Source organism: Bradyrhizobium guangzhouense (assembly GCF_004114955.1).
GTDB classification, from domain to species: Bacteria; Pseudomonadota; Alphaproteobacteria; order Rhizobiales; family Xanthobacteraceae; genus Bradyrhizobium; species Bradyrhizobium guangzhouense.
The window spans coordinates 2,797,917-2,823,347 of the sequence record NZ_CP030053.1 but is presented as its reverse complement, the minus strand read 5'-3'; the positions used below and the strand labels follow the sequence as shown (position 1 = coordinate 2,823,347).

At 63.6% G+C, this 25,431-nt stretch carries 30 protein-coding genes and 1 tRNA gene; 18 read left to right on the top strand and 13 right to left on the bottom strand.

The window, feature by feature from the left end:
• Positions 1-18 precede the first annotated feature (18 nt).
• The 6 genes from XH91_RS13565 to XH91_RS13540 all read left to right on the top strand — a co-directional run bounded on the left by XH91_RS13565 (position 19) and on the right by XH91_RS13540 (position 4,854).
• Positions 19-1,308, top strand: a complete 1,290-nt coding sequence (locus XH91_RS13565) for an ABC transporter substrate-binding protein (protein ID WP_128951061.1) — start codon at positions 19-21, stop codon at positions 1,306-1,308.
• Positions 1,308-2,267 (top strand): ABC transporter permease, encoded by a 960-nt coding sequence (locus tag XH91_RS13560; RefSeq protein WP_128954837.1) that lies wholly within the window; start codon positions 1,308-1,310, stop codon positions 2,265-2,267. The genes XH91_RS13565 and XH91_RS13560 overlap by 1 nt, the downstream gene beginning before the upstream one ends.
• A 3-nt stretch (positions 2,268-2,270) precedes the next feature.
• Positions 2,271-3,149, top strand: coding sequence for an ABC transporter permease (locus tag XH91_RS13555; protein WP_128951060.1), 879 nt, complete (start codon positions 2,271-2,273; stop codon positions 3,147-3,149).
• 5 nt (positions 3,150-3,154) lie between these two features.
• Entirely contained in the window at positions 3,155-3,886 is a 732-nt protein-coding gene (locus XH91_RS13550; RefSeq protein WP_128951059.1) for an aspartate/glutamate racemase family protein, read from the top strand.
• Positions 3,887-4,000: 114 nt separating this feature from the next.
• On the top strand, positions 4,001-4,192 hold the full coding sequence (locus XH91_RS13545) for a hypothetical protein (RefSeq protein ID WP_128951058.1): 192 nt from the start codon (positions 4,001-4,003) through the stop codon (positions 4,190-4,192).
• A gap of 167 nt (positions 4,193-4,359) precedes the next feature.
• Positions 4,360-4,854 (top strand): hypothetical protein, encoded by a 495-nt coding sequence (locus XH91_RS13540; protein ID WP_128951057.1) that lies wholly within the window; start codon positions 4,360-4,362, stop codon positions 4,852-4,854.
• 218 nt (positions 4,855-5,072) lie between these two features.
• Here XH91_RS13540 and XH91_RS13535 read toward each other — a convergent pair whose 3' ends face one another.
• Together XH91_RS13535 and XH91_RS13530 are read right to left on the bottom strand one after the other, a co-directional pair.
• Positions 5,073-5,441 (bottom strand): hypothetical protein, encoded by a 369-nt coding sequence (locus tag XH91_RS13535; RefSeq protein WP_128951056.1) that lies wholly within the window; start codon positions 5,439-5,441, stop codon positions 5,073-5,075.
• A 105-nt stretch (positions 5,442-5,546) separates the two neighbouring features.
• Positions 5,547-5,855, bottom strand: coding sequence for a hypothetical protein (locus XH91_RS13530; protein ID WP_128951055.1), 309 nt, complete (start codon positions 5,853-5,855; stop codon positions 5,547-5,549).
• Between the two features lie 96 nt (positions 5,856-5,951).
• Here XH91_RS13530 and XH91_RS13525 point away from each other — a divergent pair, with 96 nt between their 5' ends.
• Together XH91_RS13525 and XH91_RS38815 are read left to right on the top strand one after the other, a co-directional pair.
• On the top strand, positions 5,952-6,182 hold the full coding sequence (locus XH91_RS13525; RefSeq protein WP_128954836.1) for a hypothetical protein: 231 nt from the start codon (positions 5,952-5,954) through the stop codon (positions 6,180-6,182).
• Entirely contained in the window at positions 6,179-6,343 is a 165-nt protein-coding gene (locus XH91_RS38815; RefSeq protein ID WP_164934198.1) for a hypothetical protein, read from the top strand. Before XH91_RS13525 ends, XH91_RS38815 begins: the two co-directional genes overlap by 4 nt.
• 24 nt (positions 6,344-6,367) lie before the next feature.
• On the opposite strand, the gene XH91_RS39245 is transcribed toward XH91_RS38815, so the two are convergent.
• From XH91_RS39245 to XH91_RS13510, 3 genes are all read right to left on the bottom strand, one after another.
• Entirely contained in the window at positions 6,368-8,062 is a 1,695-nt protein-coding gene (locus XH91_RS39245) for a PAS-domain containing protein (RefSeq protein WP_206736864.1), read from the bottom strand.
• 118 nt (positions 8,063-8,180) lie between these two features.
• On the bottom strand, positions 8,181-8,711 hold the full coding sequence (locus XH91_RS13515) for a gamma carbonic anhydrase family protein (RefSeq protein WP_128951054.1): 531 nt from the start codon (positions 8,709-8,711) through the stop codon (positions 8,181-8,183).
• Between the two features lie 82 nt (positions 8,712-8,793).
• Entirely contained in the window at positions 8,794-9,123 is a 330-nt protein-coding gene (locus XH91_RS13510; protein WP_128951053.1) for a DUF6949 family protein, read from the bottom strand.
• Between the two features lie 224 nt (positions 9,124-9,347).
• Here XH91_RS13510 and XH91_RS13505 point away from each other — a divergent pair, with 224 nt between their 5' ends.
• From XH91_RS13505 to XH91_RS13495, 3 genes are all read left to right on the top strand, one after another.
• Positions 9,348-10,079 (top strand): hypothetical protein, encoded by a 732-nt coding sequence (locus XH91_RS13505; protein ID WP_128951052.1) that lies wholly within the window; start codon positions 9,348-9,350, stop codon positions 10,077-10,079.
• 350 nt (positions 10,080-10,429) lie between these two features.
• A complete protein-coding gene (locus XH91_RS13500; protein ID WP_164938286.1) occupies positions 10,430-11,476 on the top strand; it encodes a tetratricopeptide repeat protein in 1,047 nt (348 codons plus the stop codon).
• 125 nt (positions 11,477-11,601) lie between these two features.
• Positions 11,602-11,862: a PaaI family thioesterase gene (locus XH91_RS13495; RefSeq protein WP_245477323.1), complete on the top strand. Its 261-nt coding sequence runs from the start codon at positions 11,602-11,604 to the stop codon at positions 11,860-11,862.
• 148 nt (positions 11,863-12,010) lie between these two features.
• Here the strand turns inward: XH91_RS13495 and XH91_RS13490 are convergent, their stop codons facing one another.
• Positions 12,011-13,201, bottom strand: coding sequence for an FAD-binding domain (locus XH91_RS13490; RefSeq protein ID WP_128951049.1), 1,191 nt, complete (start codon positions 13,199-13,201; stop codon positions 12,011-12,013).
• A 248-nt stretch (positions 13,202-13,449) separates the two neighbouring features.
• Between XH91_RS13490 and XH91_RS13485 the strand changes: the two genes are divergently transcribed.
• Positions 13,450-13,845, top strand: coding sequence for a PaaI family thioesterase (locus XH91_RS13485; RefSeq protein WP_245477322.1), 396 nt, complete (start codon positions 13,450-13,452; stop codon positions 13,843-13,845).
• A 337-nt stretch (positions 13,846-14,182) separates the two neighbouring features.
• Here the strand turns inward: XH91_RS13485 and XH91_RS13475 are convergent, their stop codons facing one another.
• A complete protein-coding gene (locus XH91_RS13475) occupies positions 14,183-14,401 on the bottom strand; it encodes a DUF3126 family protein (protein WP_007602550.1) in 219 nt (72 codons plus the stop codon).
• Between the two features lie 124 nt (positions 14,402-14,525).
• Positions 14,526-15,350 carry a serine O-acetyltransferase gene (cysE, locus tag XH91_RS13470; RefSeq protein ID WP_128951047.1) on the bottom strand — a complete coding sequence of 275 codons (825 nt, stop codon included), beginning with the start codon at positions 15,348-15,350 and terminating at the stop codon, positions 14,526-14,528.
• A 288-nt stretch (positions 15,351-15,638) separates the two neighbouring features.
• Here cysE and XH91_RS13465 point away from each other — a divergent pair, with 288 nt between their 5' ends.
• On the top strand, positions 15,639-17,000 hold the full coding sequence (locus XH91_RS13465; RefSeq protein ID WP_164934196.1) for a hypothetical protein: 1,362 nt from the start codon (positions 15,639-15,641) through the stop codon (positions 16,998-17,000).
• 97 nt (positions 17,001-17,097) lie between these two features.
• On the opposite strand, the gene XH91_RS13460 is transcribed toward XH91_RS13465, so the two are convergent.
• Together XH91_RS13460 and XH91_RS13455 are read right to left on the bottom strand one after the other, a co-directional pair.
• Positions 17,098-17,853, bottom strand: a complete 756-nt coding sequence (locus tag XH91_RS13460) for an alpha/beta fold hydrolase (RefSeq protein WP_128951046.1) — start codon at positions 17,851-17,853, stop codon at positions 17,098-17,100.
• A gap of 35 nt (positions 17,854-17,888) precedes the next feature.
• Complete coding sequence (locus XH91_RS13455) at positions 17,889-19,025, bottom strand: hypothetical protein (protein WP_128951045.1); 1,137 nt, start codon at positions 19,023-19,025, stop codon at positions 17,889-17,891.
• Between the two features lie 306 nt (positions 19,026-19,331).
• Here XH91_RS13455 and XH91_RS13450 point away from each other — a divergent pair, with 306 nt between their 5' ends.
• Together XH91_RS13450 and XH91_RS13445 are read left to right on the top strand one after the other, a co-directional pair.
• Positions 19,332-19,577: a zinc-finger domain-containing protein gene (locus XH91_RS13450; RefSeq protein ID WP_007602543.1), complete on the top strand. Its 246-nt coding sequence runs from the start codon at positions 19,332-19,334 to the stop codon at positions 19,575-19,577.
• 19 nt (positions 19,578-19,596) lie between these two features.
• Positions 19,597-20,799: an FAD-dependent monooxygenase gene (locus XH91_RS13445; protein ID WP_128951044.1), complete on the top strand. Its 1,203-nt coding sequence runs from the start codon at positions 19,597-19,599 to the stop codon at positions 20,797-20,799.
• 21 nt (positions 20,800-20,820) lie between these two features.
• Here XH91_RS13445 and XH91_RS13440 read toward each other — a convergent pair whose 3' ends face one another.
• Positions 20,821-21,231, bottom strand: coding sequence for a twin-arginine translocation pathway signal (locus XH91_RS13440; RefSeq protein ID WP_128951043.1), 411 nt, complete (start codon positions 21,229-21,231; stop codon positions 20,821-20,823).
• 171 nt (positions 21,232-21,402) lie between these two features.
• Between XH91_RS13440 and XH91_RS13435 the strand changes: the two genes are divergently transcribed.
• Positions 21,403-21,491 (top strand) — tRNA-Leu (locus XH91_RS13435).
• Between the two features lie 41 nt (positions 21,492-21,532).
• On the opposite strand, the gene XH91_RS13430 is transcribed toward XH91_RS13435, so the two are convergent.
• Together XH91_RS13430 and XH91_RS13420 are read right to left on the bottom strand one after the other, a co-directional pair.
• Positions 21,533-22,105, bottom strand: coding sequence for a Fic/DOC family protein (locus XH91_RS13430; RefSeq protein WP_128951042.1), 573 nt, complete (start codon positions 22,103-22,105; stop codon positions 21,533-21,535).
• A 252-nt stretch (positions 22,106-22,357) separates the two neighbouring features.
• On the bottom strand, positions 22,358-23,710 hold the full coding sequence (locus XH91_RS13420; protein WP_245477321.1) for a hypothetical protein: 1,353 nt from the start codon (positions 23,708-23,710) through the stop codon (positions 22,358-22,360).
• A gap of 267 nt (positions 23,711-23,977) precedes the next feature.
• Between XH91_RS13420 and XH91_RS13415 the strand changes: the two genes are divergently transcribed.
• The gene (locus XH91_RS13415; protein WP_128951040.1) at positions 23,978-25,228 is read left to right on the top strand and encodes a multidrug effflux MFS transporter; all 1,251 of its coding nucleotides are present in this window, start codon (positions 23,978-23,980) and stop codon (positions 25,226-25,228) included.
• A 54-nt stretch (positions 25,229-25,282) separates the two neighbouring features.
• Positions 25,283-25,423 (top strand): hypothetical protein, encoded by a 141-nt coding sequence (locus XH91_RS38810; RefSeq protein WP_164934192.1) that lies wholly within the window; start codon positions 25,283-25,285, stop codon positions 25,421-25,423.
• The last annotated feature ends 8 nt before the right edge of the window (positions 25,424-25,431 follow it).

Sequence of the window (25,431 nt, the reverse complement as noted above, 5' to 3'; positions counted from 1 at the left end):
CACAGAGGAGTGACTGGAATGACCGAGACGACCAAAAAGACCGGTGTCAGCCGACGCACGCTACTCAAGGGCACCGCGGGCCTTGCGGGCCTCGCCGCCGGCTCCGGCGCCATCACCGGCTTCCCCTACGTGATGTCGGCCGAACCGAAGGTGCTGCGCTATCTCGGCACCGCCGTGAACGAGGGCGACGACATCTCCAAGCAGTGCCTGAAGGACACCGGCATCAAGATCGAATACATCACCGCGACCACCGACGACGTCACCAAGCGCGTGATGACCCAGCCGAACTCCTTCGACGTGCTGGACACCGAATATTTCTCGCTGAAGAAGCTGGTGCCGTCGGGCAACATCCTTGCCCTCGACGCCAAGAAGATCAAGGAATTCGACAACATCACCCCCGTCTTCACCAAGGGCGAGACGCCCGGCGGCAAGAAGATCGGCGGCCAGGGCACCGCGCCCTGGAAGGTGCTCTATCTCGAAGGCAAGGACTCCAAGACCTTCTCCAAGACACCGACCGAGTTCGTTACTCTGATCCCGACGGTCTACAATGCCGATACGCTCGGCATCCGTCCCGACCTGATCAAGCGTCCGATCAGCTCGTGGGCCGAGCTGCTCAATCCCGAATTCAAGGGCAAAGCCTCGATCCTCAACATCCCCTCGATCGGCATCATGGATGCCGCAATGGTCGTGGAAGCCACCGGCAAACATAAATATGCCGACAAGGGCAACATGACCAAGGAAGAGATCGATCTCACCATGAAGGTGATGACCGAGGCGAAGAAGGCCGGCCAGTTCCGTGCGTTCTGGAAGGACTTCAACGAGAGCGTCAACCTGATGGCCTCGGGCGAGACCGTCATTCAGTCGATGTGGTCGCCGGCGGTGACGAAGGTGCGCTCGATGGGCATCGCCTGCACCTTCCAGCCGCTCAAGGAAGGCTACCGCTCCTGGGCGTCCGGCTTCTGCGTCTCCAAAGGCGTGTCGGGACCCAAGCTCGACTGGGCCTATGAGTTCGTCAACTGGTTCCTGTCCGGCTATGCCGGCGCTTATCTCAACCGCCAGGGCTACTACTCGGCCGTGCTCTCCACCGCGAAAGCGAACATGGAGCCCTACGAGTGGGCCTACTGGATGGAGGGCAAGCCGGCCGAGAAGGACATCAAGGCGCCCGACGGCTCGCTGCTGGAGAAGGCCGGTGCCGTGCGTGACGGCGGCTCTTACGAGGACCGCATGGGCGCCGTCGCGTGCTGGAACGCAGTGATGGACGAGAACGACTACATGGTTCGCAAGTGGAACGAGTTCATCGCCGCGTGATGGATACGTCGGAAGACATCCTGCAACAGGCATCCCCGGACCTGGTCCGGGGATCCGAGACGAGGCGCGCGGCGAAATCCGCGCGCCTGTCGCCGTCTTTCATCTCCTGGCTCCAGGCCGGGCCGATGATGCTGGTGTTTCTCGCCTTCTTCCTCATCCCGTTGGTCTTCGTCGTCATCGTCTCGTTCTGGGACTACAACGAATATCAGCTGCTGCCCGCCTTCTCCGGCCGCGGCTACACCGACACGTTCGAAGGCTGCCTCGCGCAGCTCCCCGATCTCTGCACGATCGGCAAGACCTATCTGAAGACGCTGAAGCTCTGCTTCCTGGTCTGGGCCATCACGCTCTTCATCGGCTTCTGGGTCGCCTATTTCCTCGCCTTCCACGTCAAGTCGAAGACCTGGCAGATGGGACTTTCGCTGCTCTGCACGATCCCGTTCTGGACCTCCAACGTCATTCGCATGATCGCCTGGATCCCGCTACTCGGGCGCAATGGCCTGGTGAACTCCGGCCTGATGAAGACAGGCCTGATCAATCAACCGGTGGAATGGCTGCTCTTCTCCGAATTTTCCGTGGTGCTGGCGCTGGTGCACCTCTTCACCTTCTTCATGGTGGTGCCGATCTTCAATTCGATGATCCGCATCGACAAATCGCTGATCGAGGCGGCCTATGACGCCGGCGCCTCCGGCCTGCAGACGCTGGTCAATGTCATTATTCCGCTGGCCAAGCCCGGCATCGTGATCGGCTCGATCTTCGTCATCACCATCGTTATGGGCGACTTCATCACCATCGGCGTGATGGGCGGCCAGCAGATCGCCGCTGCGGGCAAGATCATCGAAACCCGGGTCAACGCACTGCAGTTCCCGGCTGCGGCTGCCAATGCCGTGATCCTGCTCGTCATCACGTTCCTGATCATCACCATGATGTCGCGCATCGTCGACATCAAGAAGGAGCTGTAGGCGATGAGGGAAGGACGCCCGCGCAGCTTCTACGTTCTCGCGCTCTTCTTCGCGGCCTATGTGCTGTTTCTCTACGGCCCGATGATTGCGATCTACATGCTGTCTTTCCAGGGGCCGCAGGGCGGCCTCACCTTCCCGATGAATGGCGTGTCGACCTACTGGCTGACGAAGCTGTTTCAGGGCACCGGCATCGTCGATCTCGGCGCGTCCTTCCGCCGCTCGCTGCTGCTCGGCGTCATCGTGATGGCCGTGACGGTCGTGCTGTCGGTCGCCGCCGGCATGGCCTTCCGCAGGAAATTCAAGGCGCAGAGCATTCTGTTCTACTCGGCGATCGCGAGCCTGATCGTGCCGTCGATCATCACCTCGCTCGGGATCTCGCTGGAATTCCGCATCATCGACGATTTGATCAAGGCTCATTGGAACGAGAATTTCGAGACCTCGATGGGCCTGCTCACCTCGGGCCTCGGCGCGCACCTGACCTGGACGCTGCCGTTCGGCCTGCTGATCATGTTTGCGATCTTCAACCGCTTCGATCCCAGGCTCGAGGAAGCCGCGCGCGATCTCGGCGCGACGCCGTGGCAAACCTTCCGCCACGTCGTGCTGCCGATCATCCTGCCGTCCGTGATCGGCATCGGCCTGTTCGGCTTCACACTGTCCTGGGACGAGCTCGCGCGCTCCAGCCAGGCGATCGGGGCCGTCAATACATTGCCGCTCGACCTCCAGGGCCTCACCACGACGGTGACGAACCCGGATATCTATGCGCTCGGCACCATCATCTCCGCGGTGTCCTTCGCGGTGATCACGCTTGCACTGGGGACCATCCACATGCTCAACAAGCGCCAGGCGGCCAAGGGCTCGGACGCCGGCAAGGGGCTCGTCTGATCGCGATGCGACTGCACGTCGTCAATCCCAACACCACGGCCACGATGACGGCGAAGATCGCCGCGGCGGCGCGCGCGATTGCGCGAGGCGAGACCGTGATCGACGCGCGGCAGCCCGCGATGGGGCCGGTTTCGATCGAGGGCTTCTACGACGAGGCTTTCGCCGTTCCTGGCATGCTCGGCTGCATCCGCGAGGCCGACCGCGACGGCGCGGATGCGCACATCATCGCCTGCTTCGACGACACCGGCCTCGACGCCGCGCGTGCCGTGGCGAAAGCGCCTGTTATCGGCATCGGCGAAGCCGGTTTTCACATCGCCAGTCTGGTGGCGGCGCGCTTTGCCGTGGTGACGACGCTTGGCGTCTCCATCGTGCCGATCGAACATAATTTGCGGAAATACGGCCTTGCCGAGCGTTGCGCCCGCGTGCGTGCCGCCGAAGTCCCCGTGCTCGCGCTCGAGGAACGCAACACCGAGGCGCTCGACAAGATCTCCGCGGAAATCAAGGCTGCGATCCGCGACGACCGCGCCGAGGCCGTCGTGCTGGGCTGCGCCGGCATGGCCGATCTTGCGGCAGAACTCGCGCGTATTCATGGCCTGCCCGTGGTAGATGGCGTTGCTGCCGCGGTGACGCTGGCCGAGGGACTGATCCGGCTTGGGCTCTCGACATCCCGGCTCGGCCCCTACGCCGCGCCGCGCGCGAAGATCTATTCAGGCCCGTTTGCGCCGTTTCAGCCCTGAGAACGCGCCTGCGTGCGGACAGCACGATCAACTCTTATGGATCTGTCACAAGCGACCCCAGTTTTGCCCAAAGCCATGCTAAGACCCGCACCAGTATTTCTACGGGTACTTTGCATGAAAAAGAACGATGTCACCTGTTCAGCGTGCGGAGCCGGCTTTCGGCGGCTCGAGCTTGCCACGCCGCCCGCCAACTCGGGCGAGTATCGCTGTCCGGCTTGCGACGAGGTCGTCGAGACCTTCGACGGCACCGCATTCATCGCCTATCGCATGACGATCCAGCCTTCGTTGAAGGCAGCCCGTCCCTGAGCCGTGTCGGAGCTCGGCTCGACCCACGCTTTTTCCCCAGGCGGCCACCTTTTCGTCCCAATTGTTGCTGAACAGTAACACTTTCGGGACCCCCGGCCGCCTTGTGCTGCGTTCTTGTGCTGCCGCTCTTCGCCACTCACCAAGTTTGAATTTGGGTTTTGTCAGCGATGATCGATCTCGCAGAGGACACACCGTCCAATCCCCTCCTTCGGCTCGGCGCCCAGCCGATCGCGTTAACGGCTGCCGCGCTGCTGCTGCTGATCGCCGGCGTCACCTCGATCGCGATCTGGCGTGCCTATACTGGCGCTGCGCCCGAGACCGACCGGGTGGTCGCCTCGCGGCAGCTTCAGGTGCGCGCGGCGCAGGCCTCCGAGCAGCTGGTCGAGAAGACCAAGGGACTGGAGGCGACACAGCAGGAATCGATCGACCAGCTCCAGGTCGTGCAGGACCAGCTTCAGAGCATGAAGAAGCTGCTCGCCTCGCAGCAGGCCGACACCAAACGCCTGTCGGATCAGGTCGCCGGTCTGAACGAGTCCATCGAGGGGTTGCGACAATCCTTTGCCAGCGTCCGGTCAACCGACGCCGACGCCCCCTCGGTCACCTCAAGGAAACCGGCGCGCCACCGCGTTCATGCCAGCGCCCGCAAACGCTCGCGCGGCTAATTGGATCCCGCGCCTTCGCCTTTTATTTTCGCCAGATGTGAACTGGATCACATTCGCCCGTATGATTCCGCGTCATGCTGGCCTCTACCGGATGGCGTGAGCCGATTTCAATATCCGGGGCTGGCAAGGTCGTTGACGGTATACTGCGTCAACGGCCTTGTTTTTTAATTCAGCGGTATTCCGGTGCCTCGGCTGAGCACCGGTCCAAATAGCGGCCTCTATTCACAAACCTGAACACGGCGGACGCGCCAACCCCACTGCGTCATCACGCGCTGTCGCACGGGGTAGCACTGCGCGCCATAGTCCTCGTAGCCGACGCCGTAGTACTCGCCATAGTATGGGTAGCCGTAACCATAGGCGCCGTAATAACCAACGCCCGCGATGCCGGCGCCGATCGCGACACCCGGCCAGAAACCGCCGCCGTGCCAGCCGTGGCCCCAGCCGCCGCCATGCCAGCCACCACCCCAATGGCCACCGCCACCCCAATGGCCGCCACCGCCATGCCCACCGCCGAACGCCTGCGCCTGGGGCACTGCGAGACCGACCGCTGCAACGGCGACTGCGGCCATGATCATCTTGCGTAACATCAAACTCACCCTCCGCGTGGAAACACTCCACACTTCAAAACGGGAACCAAGCTAATGTCACTCGATCGTCGATGATAGACGGACCGGCTCACTTCCACGCGAGCGTCAGCAGCCGCGGCAGATGCTTTTCATTTTCTTGTCGAGCAGCCGGTTCTCGGCGCTCACCGTGGCGTCGGCATCGGGGTTGGTGCCCGAGGCCGCCCCGGTGGTGACGCCGGGGGCGGTGTTCGCGCCGGAGGATTGCGCCGTGCCCAGACTGTTGGTGCCGGGCGGCGGCGCCGGCGCATTGGTGAGGCCGCCGGTCGATCCGGTCGCACCGCCGGTCGTCTGGGCGAACGACACGGCGGGCATTGCGGCGAGGCTGACGATGACGATCAACGTCCTGATCGAAGCGCTTGCGGGCGGTCGGGTCATTGAAAAATCTCCCTGCCCGATCAACGGTTGCAGCAAAGACAGGTTCCGGAACAAATCCCCTCACATCAGCTTGAAACAGGAAGGGCAACCAAGATCATGCGCAAACTGATCGCGTTCGACGAGGACACTTTCGACAAGCTGAAGCAATTGGGACGCGACAGGATGGCGACGTTTCAGGAGCTCGCGGATGAAGCTTTCGCCGACCTTCTGAAGAAGCACGGCATTCCCATCGACCTCCGGGACGCCCTGCGCAAGAGCGCGCGCGCCGATGGCGTGACAGACAAGTCGCCCATGCGCTCCCGGACCAGAAAGGCTAGAGCACGATGACCGACCGCGATCCCTTTGCAGAGGGCGAGCGCGCAGCACGCGAGCACATCCCCGCCGAAGCCAATCCTTATTCGGACGGCAGTGATGAGCACGCGCTGTGGGCCGCCGGCCACGAGAAGGCCGCAGGCGCAATCGAAGCGCGCGAATCCGAGGGAAGCTGACGCGTCGATGCGCGCCGCGGGCTGCTATGCGGCAGCCACCATCGTGTCGGTCCGGTCCTCGACCATGGTCACGAACATGTGGGATTCCTCGCCAGCGCCGCCGATCTGGACCCGACGAGCCGAGATCACGCGGCGGCCGCGCGCGGGGTTGTCGATGGTATCGACGATCGGCTCGAGCTGCTGCTTCTGCGCAAGCAGCTGCTGGTCGCGTTTCTCGATCAATGCGGCGGCGTCCGCGGAGAACAGTTCTCGCGCGGTCTTGCCAATGATCTCGGCGCGCGACATCCCGATCATCTTCTCGGCAGCCCTGTTGACGAAGACGTAGCGCAGATTGCGCGCGTCCTTGGCAATGATGCCCTCGGCGACGTTCTCGATGATGGTGGCGAGGAAACGCTCCATCCGCTCGAGGATGCGTTCGCGCTGGCGCTGCTCGGTGACGTCTTCCTGAACCGACACCCAACCACCGCCGTCCATCGGCCGTTCGTAGATCTTGATGATACGGCCGTCGTTCAATGTGATCTCGTAAGCCGTTGGCTCGCGCTTGGCGATCCGATCGCGCACGGCCCCGACATATTTTACGACATCGCCGCTGAACAACCCGCTCTTGACCCGGTGCTGCAGGATTTCCTCGAGAGTCGAGCCGGCCTGGATCGTCTCGGGCAGATTGTAGATCCGGCGATAGTTGGCATTCATGGCGACCACCGCCGCCTTGCCATCGAGCATGATCAGGCCCTGCGGCATGCTGTTGATCGCGGCCGAGAGCTGCCACTTCTTGGCCTGGTACTTGTCGTTGAACTTGTCGCGCTCGGTCATCGCCGCATCGCGCGCCTGCGCGGTGCCGAGCTCGAGCTCCTCGAGCTCGAAGATGCGCGCAACGGCGTCGCGAAAGTGCTGCACGGCGCGCGCAAGATGTCCGATCTCGTCGTGACGGCCGAGGTGCGGCACCTCGCTCTTGACGTCCCCGTCCGCGATCCGGTCGGTCGCCCGCGTGATCTCGGCCAGCGCCCCAACCACCGATCTTCGCATCACGACGACGTTGAGGCCGGCGAGATAGAGCGCCGCGAGCCCGAGCATGAACAGATAGGCCGCCGCGTAGCGGTTGGTGTCGGCGAGCTCGTCGGCTTCCCGGGCCCGTTGACGATAAATTCTTTCGAGCGCCTCGAGGTCGACGTTGAGCTTGTTCCGCAGCGTCCGGTTGGCGTCATTGTCGCCCCATTCGCGCGCGGCGGCCGGGCCGATCTCGAGCCCGCGCCGCACCAGTTCCTGGCGGAATTCGATGAACTGCGCGATGCGCTGGCTGAAGCTGGCCAATTGATCGGCATCGTCGTCGCCGGCGGTCTGCTCAAGGCCCTTCACCGCGTCAGCGAGCTCATGGTTGCGACGCACGAGCCCATCGGCAAACTGCTTCATCGCGCCGCGATCGCCGGACATGTAGATGCCGCGCGATTCCATCACGATGGCGTAGATCATCGCGTTGATACGTCCGATGCTGATCGCGGCCTCCGCCGAGGTGGCGTACATGCGGCGATAGGTGGTCTGCAACCGGACGGTCTGGACCGACATCACGAGCAGGAAGGTGGTGACGATCGCGAGGAGGCCGGCGATGCTGTAGACCTTCTCGGCGACGCTGAGCGTGTCGGCGCCGCGCGCGAAGCGAAAGAATTTCTTCAAAAGCCGGATGACGGCCTCGAGACCGGACTGTGGCCCTGCAGCGTCCATGGCGCCGCTCTCCCTGGTTGAAAGAGGGGCACGATAGCCGCAACTGCGCTAGCGGAGGATTAAAATACCTGCCGGTATTTTTACGGCAGGAGCAAAGCAGATGGAACCGGAGCGCGGATCAGCCGATCCGCTTCAAGCCCTTTTTGAAGCGCGGGCCGTTGGCGACATAGAACCTTGCGGCGCTTCCCATCTTCTGCACCTGGGCGTCGTCGAGCGTGCGGATGACGCGCGCCGGCGAGCCGATGATGAGCGAGCGTTCGGGAAACTCCTTGCCCTCGGTGATGACGGAGCCGGCGCCGACGATGCTGTTGCGGCCGATCTTCGCGCCGTTCATGACGATCGAGCCCATGCCGATCAGCGCGCCCTCCTCGACGGTGCAGCCGTGCAGGATCACGTTGTGGCCGACGGTGCAGTTCTTGCCGATCAGAAGCGGAAAGCCGAGGTCGGTGTGGCAGGTCGAGCCGTCCTGCACATTGGCGCCCTCGCCGATCTCGATCCACTCGTTGTCGCCGCGCAGCACCGCGCCGAACCACACGCTCGCGCCGGGCTTCAGCCGCACCTTGCCGATCACGGTCGCGGTTTCCGCAATGAAGTAATTGCCGTCAGAAGGAAGATCGGGCGCCTGCCCGTCGAGCTCGTAGATCGCCATGGAGGTCTCCTGTCACGTCAGCCCAAGCCATAGCGAAACGACGGCACGGAGGCAAAGGGCCACCGCGCAGCCGTGCAGGGCGTCAGCCCAGCACGCCGGTCGCGCGCAGCGTCATCAGGAAGAAGGTGCCGCTCATCATGCTCCAGAAGCCGGCGATGACGGTCGCCACCATCACGAACTCGAAGCGGCGGCTTTCGAGCCGCATGCCGCGCAGCGTATTGCGCATGATGATGAAGGGCGCCGCGAACACCAGGAACGGCACGGCCGCAAACGTCTTCGGCGCCACGCCCTCCTGCAACAATCCGAAACCTGCCGGCCGTTGCGACAGCGCCTGATAGCCATTCGCGAGCGCGCCCGCGAGCGCAAAGCCGATGCAGATCGAGAAGAAGGTGTTGAGAGCTTCAGGTGTCATCGGAACAGTCCGCCCATACGCAACGCGAGGAGCTTTCCTGTGACAAATAGTGCCGGTTAACGCTACATTATCCTTAAGCGAAGGTTAACGGGGCCGCCCGGCCCGGGCAGAGCCCTCCGCCTTCCCTGCAGCCCGGAACCTTCCGCGACATCGCAGCAGCGTGGCATATTCGCCGGTGATTCGTCGGCCAACGGCCGACCGACCTCGGACCCATTTGCGACGTCATGACGGTGTTTTCTGCAACCTCCCCTCGCTCTTCCGGAACCAACGCCAGGATGAACGCAAAGACGCGGGCCCGGACCCATCTCGTCCCGATCGCGCTGACCTCTGTGTTCGCAGCGAGCGCGGTCGCGCTGGTTGCCTATCTGCTGTGGCCGACCTGGAACACGGGCGGCGCGGACGCGCCGGACAAGCTGCCCGTAAGCGTCGGCGGCACGCTGTTCAATCTGCCTGTTACCGCGATCCGGATGAAGATCCAGCGGCACTCCGGGCCGCAGGAGCGCATCGATCTCGACTTCCTCTATCCCTCGCTGGACGCACCGACCGGACCGACGCATGTCACCGCCGACACCGTGGACACGGCGATGCAGCCGATCGACCGCATCTTCCTGTCGATCGCGGCGCATCACGATGCGCTCTCGCCCGAGCAGCGCATGGCGACGATCTATCCGCGCTATCTCGAGCTGTCCGCAACGGCGCCGGAGGACGGATTGACGATGCGCGCCTTCCGCAGCGACACGCCCTATGGCAGCGAGGATCTGTTTTCGGCAGACGCGCCCGCACTCGCCGCCCGCTGCACGCGCGATGCATCGACGCCCGGCATGTGCCTGTCCGAGCGCCGCGTCGGCGGCGCCGATCTCACCTTCCGCTTTCCGCGCAGTTGGCTGTCGCAATGGCGCGATGTCGCGGGCGCGATGGACAGGCTGACCACGCAGCTGCACGGGCCGAAGGGCTGAACCCGGCCGCGACGCAAAACTCGAAAACAACCCCATGCACAGTAGCCGGGGCGCCCGTCACCGTTTCTGATTTTTGATAATTCGTCTTTTACGAATTTTTTCTTGACCCGTCGGCCGAAACATGGCATGATGGCATCATGTAAAGCATGACTTGAGTGGCGCGGCTGCCAGTCATGTGACTGACATTACAGACGACAAATTGCATCCGGCCATTCTGCGGATAATCTGACGCTATTGCATTTCGGGGGCTGGAATGCGGGTGGGGGTTCGTCAGCCGGCCTGAACCTCATGCTTGGGAAAGACGACATATAGGGCAAATTGTCCCGAGGGTTCCGATGTCGAGGTTGAGGGTGTTGCTGCTGCCTCTGGCTGTTGCCTTGTCCGCGCTGGCGGCTCTGGCCTTTTGGTTGGCGACGACGCCCGCCGCAGCCGACGATGTATACACTTGTGGAAAGGCATCTGGCGAAGAGGCAATAGACGCGTGCACACGCGCGATCGATTCAGGCCAATATGGCGATCGTCAGCTTGCTGCCCTTTTCAACAATCGCTGCTCCGAGTGGAATGGAAAGCACGACAGCGACAAGGCCCTTGCCGATTGCAGCCAGGCGATCGGGCTAGATCCGAACTACGCATTGGCGTTCTTCAACCACGGCAACGCCTATTTTGCTAAAGGCCAATACGACCGCTCCATCGAGGATTACGACCAATCGATCCGGCTCAATCCGAACTACGCACACGCCTTCAACAACCGCGGAAATGCCTTTGGCAACATAGGCCAGCGGGACCGCGCCATCGCGGATTACAGCCAGGCGATCCGGCTTAACCCGAAACACGCAGATGCGTTCTACAATCGCGGCTCCGCCTATGACGCCGAAGGCGACCACGACAGCGCCATCGAGGACTACAACCAGGCAATCCGGCTCAAGCCGAACCGCGCGGATATGTTCTACAACCGCGGCATCGCCTACAAAAGCAAAGGCCAATACGACCACGCCATCGAGGATTACAGCGAGGCGATCCGCCTCAATCCGAACTACGCAAGCGCATTCAACAACCGCGGCAACATCTATAACGCCAAGTGCGAATTCGACCGCGCCATCGAAGATTTCAACCAGGCGATCCGGCTTGATCCGGGCCACTTCGACGCGTTCAACAATCGCGGCGCCGCCTATAACGCCAAAGGCGAATACGATTACGCCATCGAGGATTTGAACCAGGTGGTCCGGCTCAATCCAAACTACGCAATGGCATTCTATAACCGCGGCATATCATGGGAACGGAAGAACGATCCGCAACGCGCATTGGCGGATTTCAGAAAGTTCTCCGAATTGGCCCCCTCCGACCCGGATGGTCAAAAGGCGATTGAGCGAATCACGAAGACGGTGAGCGGTCTGTGAGCGTGGTCTCGATGCGCCCGTGCTTGCGCAACACGGATCGGCTGATAGGCTCGTCGCCAACACATCACGCGCGGTGAGGCGGCGCGATCGACGCTGCGGAACATCTTCCACCTCGCGCCCGACTGTTGGGACGCAAATGGCTCGGCTTCGACGAGGCTGGACATGCGCTGATCCGCTTTGAGGCTCAGAGCGCGTTCACCGACAGGCACGGGACAATCCAGGGTGGCTTTCTGGCGGCGATACTGGACTCCGCGACCGGAGTTTGCGCGCTCGCGAAGCTCTCGCCTGACCTGACCGTGGTCACCAAGGGTCTGGACACGCGCTTCCTGAAGCCTGTGGCGGTCGGAGCCATCACGGCACAATTGCGAATTCTGGCAAGGAAATAGAGGCGTGAGGAAACAGCCTCCGCGACCCTCCGGCCTATCATCCGTCATTGCGAGCGAAGCGAAGCAATCCAGAATCCCACCGCGGAAAAACTCTGGATTGCTTCGCTTCGCTCGCAATGACGATGTGGAGATAGCCCCATCTTCGCCCTCATTGCTCGTCCCAGCCATAGTCCGGCAGATCCACCCTGTCCGCGAGCTCTCGGCCGACGGCAAGTCTTGCTCCGCCCGGCAATGAGAACGCCCTGACCACCTGGTTTCGAAACCACAGGCCATACGAGGTCCTCGGCGCGAACGCCGCGGCGAAGCGCTCCGCTCCGCGTTGCTTGGCGTCAATGTAGCTCCGCAACCGGGTCTCGTAGGCGCTGAATGCGTCCTGATAGCTCCCGCCGGCACGGGCGAGTTCACCAGCAAGCACGTAAGCGGAGATCATGGCCAGCGCCGAGCCCTGCCCGGCCGCCAGCGACACGCAGAAGGCCGCATCGCCAATCAGAGCGATGCGTCCGCGTGCCCAACGGTCCATCTTGATCTGGCTGATGCGGTCAAAATAGAGATCATCGCAGCGCTCGAGCGCCTGACGGAGGTTCGGCCACTCCCATCGCGCATCGCGGTAGATCTCGCGCAGCGTCGCCTTTTGATCGGCAAGCGTCGTGGGCAATCGACGGGCATCGTCGGCAAAGATGAAAACGAGCAGCGTTCGATCGCCATGCAAAGCAAAGCGCCCGACCATGCGACCCGGCCGGGTATACATGAGATACATATTCTCATCGCGTCTGTCGTAGCCGTGAATCTCGAACGCGGCGACGCCATAGCCGAGATTCCGTTCGAAAGCCTGTTGCGGCCCGAAGGCAAGACGCCGCACCGCCGAATGCAGGCCGTCGGCCCCGACCACGAGATCGAAGCGGCGCTCTCCGCCACGCAGCAAACGAACGGCGACGTGGTCGGGCCGCTCCTCGAGCGCAACGATCTCGTCATCGAAGACGACCTCCACGGAACCGCCTATCGCGTCGTACAGCAAGCGCGACAGATCGCTTCGCGCCAGCGTGATGAAACGTCCACCCGTGAGCTCGTCGAACACGCGGGTTCCGAAGCCGGCAACGCGCCGGCCATCGTCGTCGACGATGCGCATCTCGCGCACATGATAGCCGGCGCGTTCGATCGCCGGCAGCAGCCCCATGCGCTCGGCAATGTCGTAACCCAGTCCCCAGAAATCGATGACATAGCCGCCCTGTCGAAGCGCAGGCGCACGCTCGACCAGGGTCGGCGCATAGCCGGCACGCTTGAGCCAATAGGCCAGGGTCGGCCCTGCGATCCCCGCCCCGGAGATCAGCACTGTTTTCATGAAAGGGATATGGGACGAGCGGCGGCCGGTTCAACACGGACAGCCGAGTGCTTCCCGGTCAGGCGAGACATATCAAAAGACATTGCGTGCACATCGACGGAATGATCTTGGGGCGCGCCACTCTGGATCGGCGCGGTCACGCGCTGTACTCACGGATTGTTGCCGATGGCGTCAGTGCCGCCAGGCCTTGCGCCGGATCGACTGCTTGGTACCCTCGCCTTCAAGGAAAAAACCCCGGGGTGAGCGATGTGAGCGACGCAATAGCGAATCTACCACCCGGCGCCCAATTGCTCGGACGCGAATGGCTCGGCTTCGACGAGGCCGGGCACGCGCTGATCCGCTTTGATGCTCAGAGCGCGTTCACCAACAGGCACGGGACGATCCAGGGCGGGTTTCTGGCGGCGATGCTGGACTCTGCGACCGGAGTTTGCGCGCTCGCGAAGCTCTCGTCCGACCTGACCGTCGTTACCAGGAGTCTGGATACGCGCTTCCTGAAGCCGGCAGCGGTCGGAGCCATCACGGCACGGGCGCGCGTGACGGAGCACACCGAGCGCGACATGGTCGTGCAGGCCGAACTCATGGACGCCGAGGGTATCACGGTCGCCGACGCAACGGCGCGGCTGCGCATTCTGGCGAAGAGATAGAGTTATCGGGCCGCGACGGCGGTCGCGAGATACTCTCCGTCATTGCGAGCGCAGCGAAGCAATCCGGACCGTCTCCGCGGAGGGATTCTGGATTGCTTCGCTGCGCTCGCAATGACGGCGTTGATGCAGTTGTGCCCAAAACGCGATCTCGTGCCCCCTGATGCAGCGCAGCGTCCCTTCGATGGTGCGCGGCAGAGCCGGGACCCATGTTGCCGAGATGCGTGATGTGGCTTTTGGGTCCCGGCTCTGCACTGCAACGCCAAGAGCGTTGCAGTGCGTCCGGGACACGAGAGAGCGAGCGAGGACCTTGCTGAGCCCGCGATGATGCTGTCGAAAATTATTCCTGGTCGACCAGATCGTCCTCGAGGATCGCCATCTGGAACTGGAACGAGCGATCATCATCCTCGTCATCGACGAACAGCACGCCGATGAACTCCTCGCCGATATAGACCTCGGCGGAATCGTCCTTCTTCGGCCGCGGCACGACGCGGATCTTGGGATTGCCGAATACGCGCTTCAGATACGCGTCCAGCTTTCTGACTTCTTTGACGTCCACGGCAAGTCTCCGATCAAAATTGGTCGGCGGGTTTTAGGACGAGATGCGGCGAACCGCCAGCATGAATTGGCAAAGAATTTGGGGACGAAAAGGGCCGGAAAATCCGGCCCTCAGGCACGCACGCTCAGAGACCCATCGCGTTGATCATCTGGTCCATGGTGCGCGACGGCTCGGCGCAGCCGGCTTCGCCGACGACCTTCGCCGGTACGCCGGCAACCGTGACGTTGTGCGGCACGGGCTTCACCACGACCGAGCCCGCCGCGATGCGCGCGCAATGGCCGATCTCGATATTGCCGAGGATCTTGGCGCCGGCGCCGATCAACACGCCATGGCGGATCTTCGGATGACGATCCTCGTTCTCCTTGCCGGTGCCGCCGAGCGTGACGCCGTGCAGGATCGAGACGTCGTCCTCGATCACGGCCGTCTCGCCGCAGACGAAGCCGGTGGCGTGGTCGAGGAAGATGCCGCGGCCGATGCGCGCGGCGGGATTGATGTCGGTCTGGAACACCGCGGAGGCGCGGCTCTGGAGATAATACGCAAAATCCTTGCGGCCCTTGAGATAGAGCCAGTGCGCGAGACGATGGGTCTGGATGGCGTGAAAGCCCTTGAAGTAGAGCAAGGGATCGATGAAGCGCGAGGTCGCGGGATCGCGGTCGTAGACGGCGACGAGGTCGGCGCGGAAGGCATTGCCGAGATCGGGATCGTCGCGCAGGGCTTCGTCATAGGTCTGGCGCACCAGATCGCCCGACAGCGCCGAATGATCGAGCCGGTCGGCGAGGCGGTGGATCACGGAATCCTCGAGGCGGCTGTGATGCAGCACCGTCGAGTAGATGAAGGTTGCAAGCTCGGGCTCGCGATGGACGATGTCCTCCGCCTCGCCGCGAATCCGCTCCCAGATCGGATCGAGCGAAGCGAGCTTTCCTCCCGGATTGACCTGATGCACTGCCATGATTTTCTCTCTGGGATCTGCTCTTTGGAATGGGCTGGTTTTGCTGGTCTTATAGCACAGTGTAGGCGACAAAGTCCTGACGGGCTTGCCTGAGAGTGAACAGGGCCTTGCCCCAGGGAAACATGCCAACGCGTTGAAACACAACAGCTTCTTCTGGCGCCCCCAGGCGGCAGGGTCGGCTTGAAATGGTCAGAGTCTTGCCAAATTCAAGCCGGGCAGCGTCAAACTATTGGTGAATTTCGTCCCGACCCTTATTGGAGGCATGGTCCGCAAGACCACGGAGCCGTTTTGAGCATCACCACCGAACAATTGCGCGCGCGCGCCGCGGGTACGCTTTGGCTGCGGCTGGCGGCGGTGGCCCTGCCTCTCCTCATGATCGCGCCGGCGTTCTGGAACGGCTATCCGCTGTTGCAATGGGATACCGGCGGCTATCTGGCGCGCTGGTACGAAGGCTATCTCGTCCCCAGCCGCTCCACCGTGTTCGGCATCTATCTCCACTTTGGCGAGAGCTCCGGATTCTGGATCAACCTCGCGGTCCAGTCGCTGGTCACGCTGTGGCTGTTGCAGCTCACCTTGCGCGTCCTCTCGATGATGCAGACGGCCCGCTTCGCCGCCATCAGCCTGCTGCTGATCCTGTCGACGGCGCTGCCCTGGCTTGCCAGCATGCTGCTCACCGACATCTTCGCCGGACTATCGGTGCTGTCGCTGTTTCTGCTGATCGTCGGCGGCAGTCGCATCTCCTGGGCCGAGAAAGCCGCGCTGTTCGTCTTTACCGCCTTTGCGGCCGCAACTCACAGCGCCACGCTCGGCGTGCTGCTCGGGCTCTGCGTCGTCGGCTGGATGGCGCGGCCGTTGCTTGGGCCTCGTCTGCCGATGTCAGGACTTGCCCAGGCGAGCCTGACGATCGTCGCGGGCAGCCTGATGCTGATCGCGGCCAACCATGCGCTGTCGGGCAAATGGGCGTGGACACCCGGCGGCACCGGCGTCGCCTTCGGCCGCATGATGCAGGACGGCATCGTTGCGCGCTTCCTGAACGACCATTGCCCGCACGAACAGTTCAAGCTTTGTCCCTATCGCAACGAGTTGCCGGCGACGGCCGACGAATTCCTGTGGGGCAAGAGCATGTTCAACACGCTCGGCCGCTTCGACGGGCTCGACGACGAGATGGGCACGATCGTCGAGCGATCGCTCGCCGAGTATCCGGCCTGGCAGGCCTGGGCCGCACTGCGGGCAACGGGGCAGCAATTGCTGCATGTGGCGACCGGCGAAGGCGCCAGCGTCTGGATTCCGCACACTTACGGCATCATCGAACGCTACATTCCTGCGCAGGTCGCGGCTATGCGTGCGGCACGTCAGCAGAATTGGGAGCTCAATTTCGACTACGTCAACTGGCTGCACGTCCCGGTCGCCCTGGTCTCGATGCTGGGGCTGCTCGTCCTGCTCGGACACGCGCTCGCCCAACGCCGGCTCGACGACCTGACGTTGCTGGCGGCCACCGTGACGCTGGCCTTGCTCGGCAATGCCTTCATCTGCGGCGTGATCTCGGGCCCGCACGACCGCTATGGTGCGCGCATGGTGTGGGTCGCGACCTTCGTGGTGCTGATGGCGCTGTTTCGCGCGCTCAGTGACGACGAGACCAAAGCGCGATAAGAACGCGCTTTGGGTTGTCATTTGAGCATGATCTCCGCGCAAACGCGTTCCGCGTTTCTCGCGAGGAAATCCGCTTTACACATTTCCGGATCATGCCTCACCCGCGGCGTGACAGGAAATCCAGCACGCCCGATTTGTAGACCTTGTCGCCGACCGCACGCATGTGATCGCGGCCGGGAATATCGAGCACTTCGGATCCCGGGATGATCGCCCCGAGCGCGCTGGCCGAGCCCGCGACGTCATCGGTCGAGCCGACAGCGACCAGCACGGGCACGTCGATCCGCGCGGCCTCTTCCCTGGTCATGAGCTCGCGCGTGCCGCGCAGGCAGGCCGCAAGGGCCACACGGTCGGAGCGGGTCTGATCGGCAAACGCGCGGAAGGTGCGGCCGACGGGATCGCTGACGTCGTCGAGCGACGGCGCTTCCAGCGCCTCTGCGACGTTCTCGCCGGGCCCGGTGCCCTCGATCAGGCCGCCGATGCCGATGCCGCCGAGGATCGCCGAGCGCAGGCGCTGCGGCTCGTTGAGGCCGAGCCAGGCCGTCATCCGCCCGCCCATCGAATAGCCCATGATGTCGGCCTGCGGGATGGCGAGGTGGTCCATCAGCGCCAGCACGTCGCCGGCCATGGTTGGGATCGAGTATTGCGCGGGATCGTAGAGCTTGGCGCTTTCGCCATGGCCGCGATTGTCCAGCGCGATGACGCGGCGGCCGCTCTTGCGCAGCTCCGAGACCCAGGTCGGATAGACCCAGTTCACGTTCTTGCTGGAGGCAAAGCCGTGCACCAGGATGATCGGTTCGCCCTCGCCTTCGTCGAGATAGGCAATTTCGACGGCGCCGTTGTGAAAGCTCGGCATCAGCAGGTCCGCAATGTTTCAGGAGAGGTTTGATCTTAGGCGGTGACGGCCGTCTTTGCCAGCGCGGCTTCGGCAGCTGACTGCGCCCGGCTGAGCCGCCGGGCCCGTCTGCGATCGCACCATCCTTGCGTGAGGCGCTCGGTGGTCGCCTTGATCGAGGACAACAGGCCGAACAGAGTCAGCGCCGCGCCAAAGAGCCATAGCGTGAGATCGAACGCGCCGCCGACGAGCAGCAGCGCACCTCGCCCCAGCACCTTCATGATCGCGCGCGTCTTGCTGCCTTGCGCTTCCGCCAGCCGCGCCGCGCGCGCGACATCCTTGGGGCCCTCGGCGATGCGTAAGCTATCCATCGCGCCGCGCGTGCCTGATTTCTCGGCCACGCGCGTGACGTCCTTGCCGAGCCGGACCAGCGCATCGGCCTTCTCGACGCGGAACGCGGCCTTGATCGCATTCACCGTCTCACCCGGCCGCAGCACCGAGCCGGAGGCGACCGCATTCTGCAGCATCGGCGTGTCCACCACCTCGCGCGCGGACCGGCCGGCCCATTCGGCGAGACCCTCGCCGAGCCGCCCGACCTTGCGCGCATCCTTCACCAGCGTCAGTCCGGCGCGCACCGGCACCGCGCCGCCGGCGGACACATAGGTCACCGCCGTCACCGCAAGACCCGCGGTGGCGAGACCAAGCACCAGGCGATCGGTATCCTCGCCCATCGCCAGATGCTTGCCCTCGCGCACGACGTCCCTGATGTCGCCGATCACGAAGAGATCGCCGGCGACCGTCCCCGACAGGCTCGCGACATCGTCGGCATTGCCGGTGACGAGACCGGTGGCGAAGCGCTTGGCGAAATGCGACGTGGAATTTTCGGATTTGACGGCATCGCTGACGCGGCTCAGCAGGCCGTCGGGCAGCGCGATGTTGCGGTCACGCGCGAGCGCGACAAAGCTGTCGGCGAGATCGGCATCGCCGGCCTCGAGCGCAGCCTCGATATTGTCCTGAACCAGGTGATCGTTGTTCGCGAGAGCCGCGTCCAGCTCGAGTTCGGACAGCGCCGCCGGATCGTCCTGGGCGGCGAGGACGGCGCCGGCCTGCCGGGCATGCGGTGCTACCTGCGCGAGCACAAGGCTGCATGCAGCAATTCCTGCCAATGCAGAGCTGATTCGCAGCCACTTCATGCTGAAAGCCTGGACATTTGCAGAATCATTTGCGCCCGACGCTTCGTCTTTCGTCGCAATTTCGCGTGCCCACAGAGATAGTATGCCAAAATTGCGACACAACGTCCCCGACGAAAGAAGGGCTTCTCTGAGGCGACAAGATTGTGTCGAATTTGCATGAGCAAATGAGCATGGGGCAATTGCGAACCTTTCGGTTCCGCCGGGCTAGCAATCACATGCACCCATCAGTATGGTCCGCGGCGCCGATAATATGCCGCGTCACTGCTGATTGTGTCTGCCGCCATTGCCACTCCAGGATGAACTACGATGTCCGACCATGTCGTCCCGCACTTCCATAACGATGCCGGTGTCCCCGTCATCGAGATCGGCTCGCAAGAGTTCATGTGCGTCGGCGCCAATCCTCCGTTCGATCATCCGCACGTCTTCCTGGACCTCGGCAACGACAACGAGATCATCTGCCCGTATTGCTCGACGCTGTACCGCTTCGCCGCAGACCTGAAGGCCGGCGAAGCCCGCCCGCCGGAATGCGTGCTGAAGGACAAGGTGGCCTGACCGGTCCCTTCGGTCAGGGGTGGCCCTCCCGCGAACGATCGTCATTGCCGGTGCCGGGATCGGGGGACTGACGGCTGCGCTTGCGTTGGCGCAGCGCGGGTTTCGCATCGTCGTGCTGGAAAAGGCGGAGCGGCTCGAGGAGGTCGGCGCCGGCCTGCAACTCTCTCCCAATGCCAGCCGCGTGCTGGTCGAGCTTGGCCTCGCCGAGCGGCTCAAGCTGCGCGCCGTGGTCCCGGACGCGGTCTCGATCATGAGCGCGCGCGCCGGCGGCGAGCTGTTGCGCATGCCGCTCGGTGAGGCGGCCTCCGCGCGCGCCGGGGCCCCCTATTGGGTGGTGCACCGCGCCGACCTGCAATCGGCGCTCGCGGGCGCGGCCGCCGACCATCCCGATATCGATTTGAAGCTGGGTGCGACCTTCGAGGATGTCGCGCCTCACGCCAAGGGACTGACGGTGGTCCATCGCAGCGGCACCATCCGTCGCAGCGATCTCGCCAGTGCGCTGATCGGCGCCGACGGCATCTGGTCGACGGTGCGCCAGCATCTGTTTGCCGAGGTGCAGCCGCGCTTCTCCGGCCTGATCGCCTGGCGCGGCACGCTGGACGCCACGCAATTGCCGAAGGATTTCACGGCGCGGCGGGTGCAGCTCTGGATGGGCCCGAACGCGCATCTGGTCGCCTACCCCATCGCGGGCGGCCGGCAGCTCAACGTGGTGGCGGTGCTGCCGGGCACCTGGAACAGGCCGGGCTGGAGCACGCCGGGCGATCCGTTCGAGGTGATGGAGGCTTTCGCCGCGCCGCGCTGGCCGCCGACGGCGCGAATGATGCTGGCCACCGTCGACAGCTGGCGCAAATGGGCGCTGTTCGGCGTGCCCGATGGATGCCCCTGGAGCAAGGGCCCGGTCGCGCTGCTCGGCGATGCCGTGCATGCGATGCTGCCGTTTGCCGCGCAGGGCGCCGGCATGGCGATCGAGGATGCGGCCGTGCTCGCGCGGCATCTGAGCCTCGAGACGGCCGAAAATACCGCTGGCATCACCGCGGCGCTGACCCAGTACGGTCGTGCGCGTCAGGCCCGTGTCAGGAAGGTGCAGCAGACCGCGCAGCAACAGGGCCGCATCTATCATCTGGGCGGTCCCCTCGCGCTCGCGCGCGATCTGGTGATCCGCGCGCTGGGACCTGAGCGCATGCTGGCGCGGCAGGACTGGATCTACGGCTGGCGGCCCTGACGCGAGAGCAGCGGCAGCGTCCTAGCGTTTCGGGGCGGGCTTGATGTCCGGCCGCTGCGGCGATGCGCTCGCCGGCGTCGCATCGGGCGGGGTTTCTCGGCACTTGTTGCGGCGCCAGACGTCCTCGACCATCTGCGCCTGACCGCGGGCGGTGATGTAATCGTTGCGATAGGCAAGTTCGGCGACGACAGCGCCGCCGGTGCCGGTCTCGGCCTTGTCCATCAGTCGCTGCAAGTCCTCGGTTCGGTGGGCCATCGCCTTCCGCTCCGTCTCGAGCTGCTTGCAGTCGTACAGATCATATCGTGCGGGATCGGCGAAGGCTGGAGCGATCGTTTCACTGACGCTGGCGCAGCCTGACAGCGCGAAGCCGGCCACGACCAGCGCCGCAGCCGCGCAGCAGGCGCGCAGCGAAGAGGAAAACGAAGCAGTCATGCCGGATGCATAGTCCCCGTGAGTTGAGAATGCCTAAAGCAGGGCCAGATGTCCGGATTGAGGCTTTGCCTTGTGCCGCCGGCTCGCTTAAGGAAGAACCCCCAGTCCGGGCCGAAAGCGCCAGCTCCAGACCGCTGGACGGGACTTAAGTGTTTGATCTCGTTGGATCAAGCGGGCATGGCGAAATTGGTAGACGCAAGGGACTTAAAATCCCTCGGCTCGCAAGAGCTGTGCCGGTTCGACCCCGGCTGCCCGCACCAGCGAAACCAGATTTCCGAATGCACATGCACGCGGCCTTGGTTCAGTGAGTGAGATCAAGAATCACGTCGGCCAGACGCTTCTCCTCTCCGCCGAAACTTTCGATCATCGCCTTCATCACTTCGTCCGGATCGAGCCTCTCTATCGCCAGGGGGTGTCCGGCGGTCTCAGCCAGCAGCGTCAGGAACGTTAGCTGGGTCCGGCCGTTCCCCTCGCGAAACGGATGGATCGCATTGAGCTCGGCAAGAAAGTGGGCCGCTCGCATCGCGAACACCTCAACTGTCAGCCCCTTGAACTGCTTCTGTCGAGCGAGCGAACCGAAGAGCGTCGACATCTCCCGGTCAATGCTCTCGGGGTAGCAGAACATGCTTCCCCCTTTTGAGATTCGAACCGTGCGGATGTTTCCTGCCCAATCATAGACGTCCTGAAACAGGTGCCGGTGAATGGCTCGGTAGTGCGCGTATGTAAGCTTGCCGATCGGGAGAGCTTCCTCGGCCCGTTGAGCCACAATTTCGGCTTCGAACGCATCGAGGTCCTTCCGGGCTTCAAGGCCAAGCTTGTTCTTGAGAACCGTTGTGCCCGGATAGCAATACGGGTCCTCAACGGCATCATACATGGAGCTGCCTAGCCCTTCTTGTGAGCCTTGATGATTTCGCGGCGCCGTTCCGCCGCGGACAGGCCAAGGCGGTCAAATCGGGCCACTCGTTGTCGCATTGCTTCTGAGGGCATGATGCCTTCCACCGCGCTGATTTTGGCAAAACGTTCGCGGCCAATGACGACCTTGGCAACGCGCTTCTTGGCGGAGGACTTCTTTTGGAGAGGCATGGATCAATTATAGCACAAATCGCAACGACTGCCACTTGGCTAGCTAAAGCTCCCTGATACAGGTCGATCGCCTGGACGCAAGGGACTTAAAATCCCTCGGCTCGCAAGAGCTGTGCTGCCCTGGCGCGGCCGACTGCGTCCGCAGCATGATCCAGAAGCACACCAGCGCGACCGCGATCTGGATGAAGTTGCCTTCGATCGACATCCCCGCGAGCGAGACCAGCGTGGGGACGGCAACGCCGATGGTCAGCACGCCGGCGAGGGCTGCCGCCGGAAGATCGACGATCAGGACGGCGCCGTAGACCGCGAGCTCGAAGAAGGCATATTCCTTCAAACGCGGTGAGCAGAGATAGAGGCCGTACATCGCAAGTACGGTGATGCGCATTGCTCCTAGCGGATGGTCGATCAGCCAGCGGTCGAGTCGTTCAGGCAGCGATCCTTCGCCGGTGCCGATCGCGCGCAGCAGCAACCAGCCGAGCGGCGCGAGCACGAACGCGGTTGCCGTCAGCGCGTAGATCGCGAACACCAGCGGCTTGCTGTCGGGAAGCCCAGCATGGTCCACGATGCTTTGCGCCAGCAGCAGCAGTGACGGATTGGTTTCCTCGATCTGGACCGAATGCTGGCCGGGAATGCCGCCTGATATCGCGAGCAACCAGCTCGAGAACAGGTTTGGATAGAAGGCGACCGAGGCCAGGATCGGCAGCGCGAAGCCGAGACCCGCAACCGTCATCAGAACCAGCTTCCGCCGCCGCGGTAGCGGCAGGAAATAGAGCGCTGCCAGCACCGGGCAGAACACCAGCTTGAACGACATCACGAGGCCGAGCAGCGCCGCCCCTGCGAGGCTGAGGGCATCGTGTCGATCGTCGGGCCTTGCCGAGCGAAGCAGCAGCGCAAGCGCTGCTGCCGTGAGGCCGCCGCCGAGGATCGCGAAATTGCCCGATGCCAGCACCCATTCAAAGCCGACGAACGCGCCGAGGGCAAACAGTCCCCTCAGTGCCACGTCGCGCCAATGGCGGGGACGGCCGATCCCGGGCAACAACAGGCTGCACAGCATGGCAAGGGCGAGATAGACGCCGCGGTAGTGACCGACCAGAAAGCCGCCCGCGCAGAGCGGACGAAAGGCATCCAGCGTCGCCGGCAGATAGGGATAAGAGAGCCTTGTGCCCTTCAGGTTTTTCACGAAATAGGGATCGAGCCCATCGGCATGCGCATCCACGGCGGCGCAATTGACGCGGACGTCCCAACCGTAATTCATGTCGATCGCGGCATCGTTGGCGAGATTGACTGATACCAGCAGCGCCACCAGCGCGATCAGGCAGGCGAGCCAGACGTTGCGTCCCCCGGCCATATCGGCCGACGGTCCCGACCATCGTGCTGTCCCCGTGATGTCCGACACGCTTGGTACCCTGTCCTCGAGTTCCCCCGGCGCCTGACCAGCGTCTGGTCGGGCCACACTGAACAGGATGCGTTGCGGATTCATCTCCCTGAGAGGCCATCCCCGCCGTTATGGTGAATCCTTGGTTGCATCCGGCTCGCGGCCGCGGGACCGGGACCTCGCCAGGTCTTGTCCGTCCCCGGCCCCGCCGGACAGCCATCCCAAAACATGGGTTGTGCGACGCAGCATGGGCTTTAGATATGGCCTCTGGAATCAGAGGTGAGCTGCTTGTCCGACGTCAATGCCGACGAATGGGTGTCCTCGGGACACCGTCCGATGGGTTTTCCCGAATTCGTTGTGGTGATCGCGTCCATCATGGCGCTGAATCCGCTCGCGATGGACATGATGCTGCCGGCGCTGCCCAATATCGGGGCGGCGTTCAGCATTCCCAACGCCAACCATCTCCAGCTCGTGCTGTCGACCTTCCTGATCGGCTTCGGCGCCGGCCAGTTCATCATGGGCCCGTTGTCGGACCGGTTCGGACGCCGGCCGGTGCTGCTCGGCGGCATGGCGGTCTATGCGGTGGCGAGCGTGCTGGCGGTCGCGGCGCCCTCCTTCGAGACTCTGCTGCTGGCCCGCGCGCTTCAGGGGCTCGGTACGTCGGCAACGCGCGTGATCGCGACCTCGATCGTGCGCGACTGCTATGCCGGCCGCCGCATGGCGAGCGTGATGTCGCTCGCCATGATGATCTTCATCGCCGTGCCCGTGATCGCGCCCTCGTTCGGGCAGGCGGTGCTGCTGGTGACGCAATGGCGCGGCATCTTCGTCGTGCTGATGCTCTACGGCATCATCGCGCTGGCCTGGAGCGTGTGGCGGCTTCCGGAGACGCTGCCCGAGGCGGAGCGCAGGTCGCTTGCGCCCGCCGACGTGCTCTCGGCGTTCCGCCAGACCGTCACCAATCGCCAGACCATCGGCTATGCGACCGCTGCCGGCGCCGTCATGGGCGCGCTGTTCGCTTTCGTGTTTTCCGCGCAGCAGGTCTTCACCGGGATCTATCATCTCGGCCATTACTTCCCGCTCGCCTTCGCCGCGATCGCGGCCGGCACCGCCGTCGCGGGATTTCTCAATTCCAGGCTGGTCGGGCGGCTCGGCATGCGCGTGATCTCCCACGGCGCGCTCTCGCTCTATGCTGCAGTGTCAGGCGTCATGCTGCTGACCGAGATCCTCGGCGTGCTGCCGCTCGCCCTGTTCATGGCGCTGTCGGCGCTGATGATGTTCTCGTTCGGCATGATGGTCGCCAATTTCACTGCGCTCGCGATGGAGCCGCAGGGCCATATCGCCGGCACGGCCTCCTCGCTCTACGGCTCGATCACGACGCTGATCGGCATCGTGGTCGGCACCGCGATCGGCCAGAGTTTCGACGGCACGCTGCTGCCGTTCTCGATCGGCTTCTTCCTGTCGACGCTTGCGGCGCTCGCGATCGTGCTTGTCGTGGAAAAGGGACGCATGTTCAAACCGCATCATCGCCCGATCGTGTGAGGAACATCGAAGCCGTCCCGATGTTGTCCCGCAGCAATTCGAGAGGCCGCTTCAATGGAACTGGAACAGCACGACGAACGCCGGGAATCGAACCGGCAGCGCACCGAGCCCGTGGCGTCGCGCGCTGAACAAGCCGCAGTCGATCCGCCCTTCGCCCGCGAAGGGCTCGAGCAGGTTCGCGACAGCCACTGCTGAGAGACGGC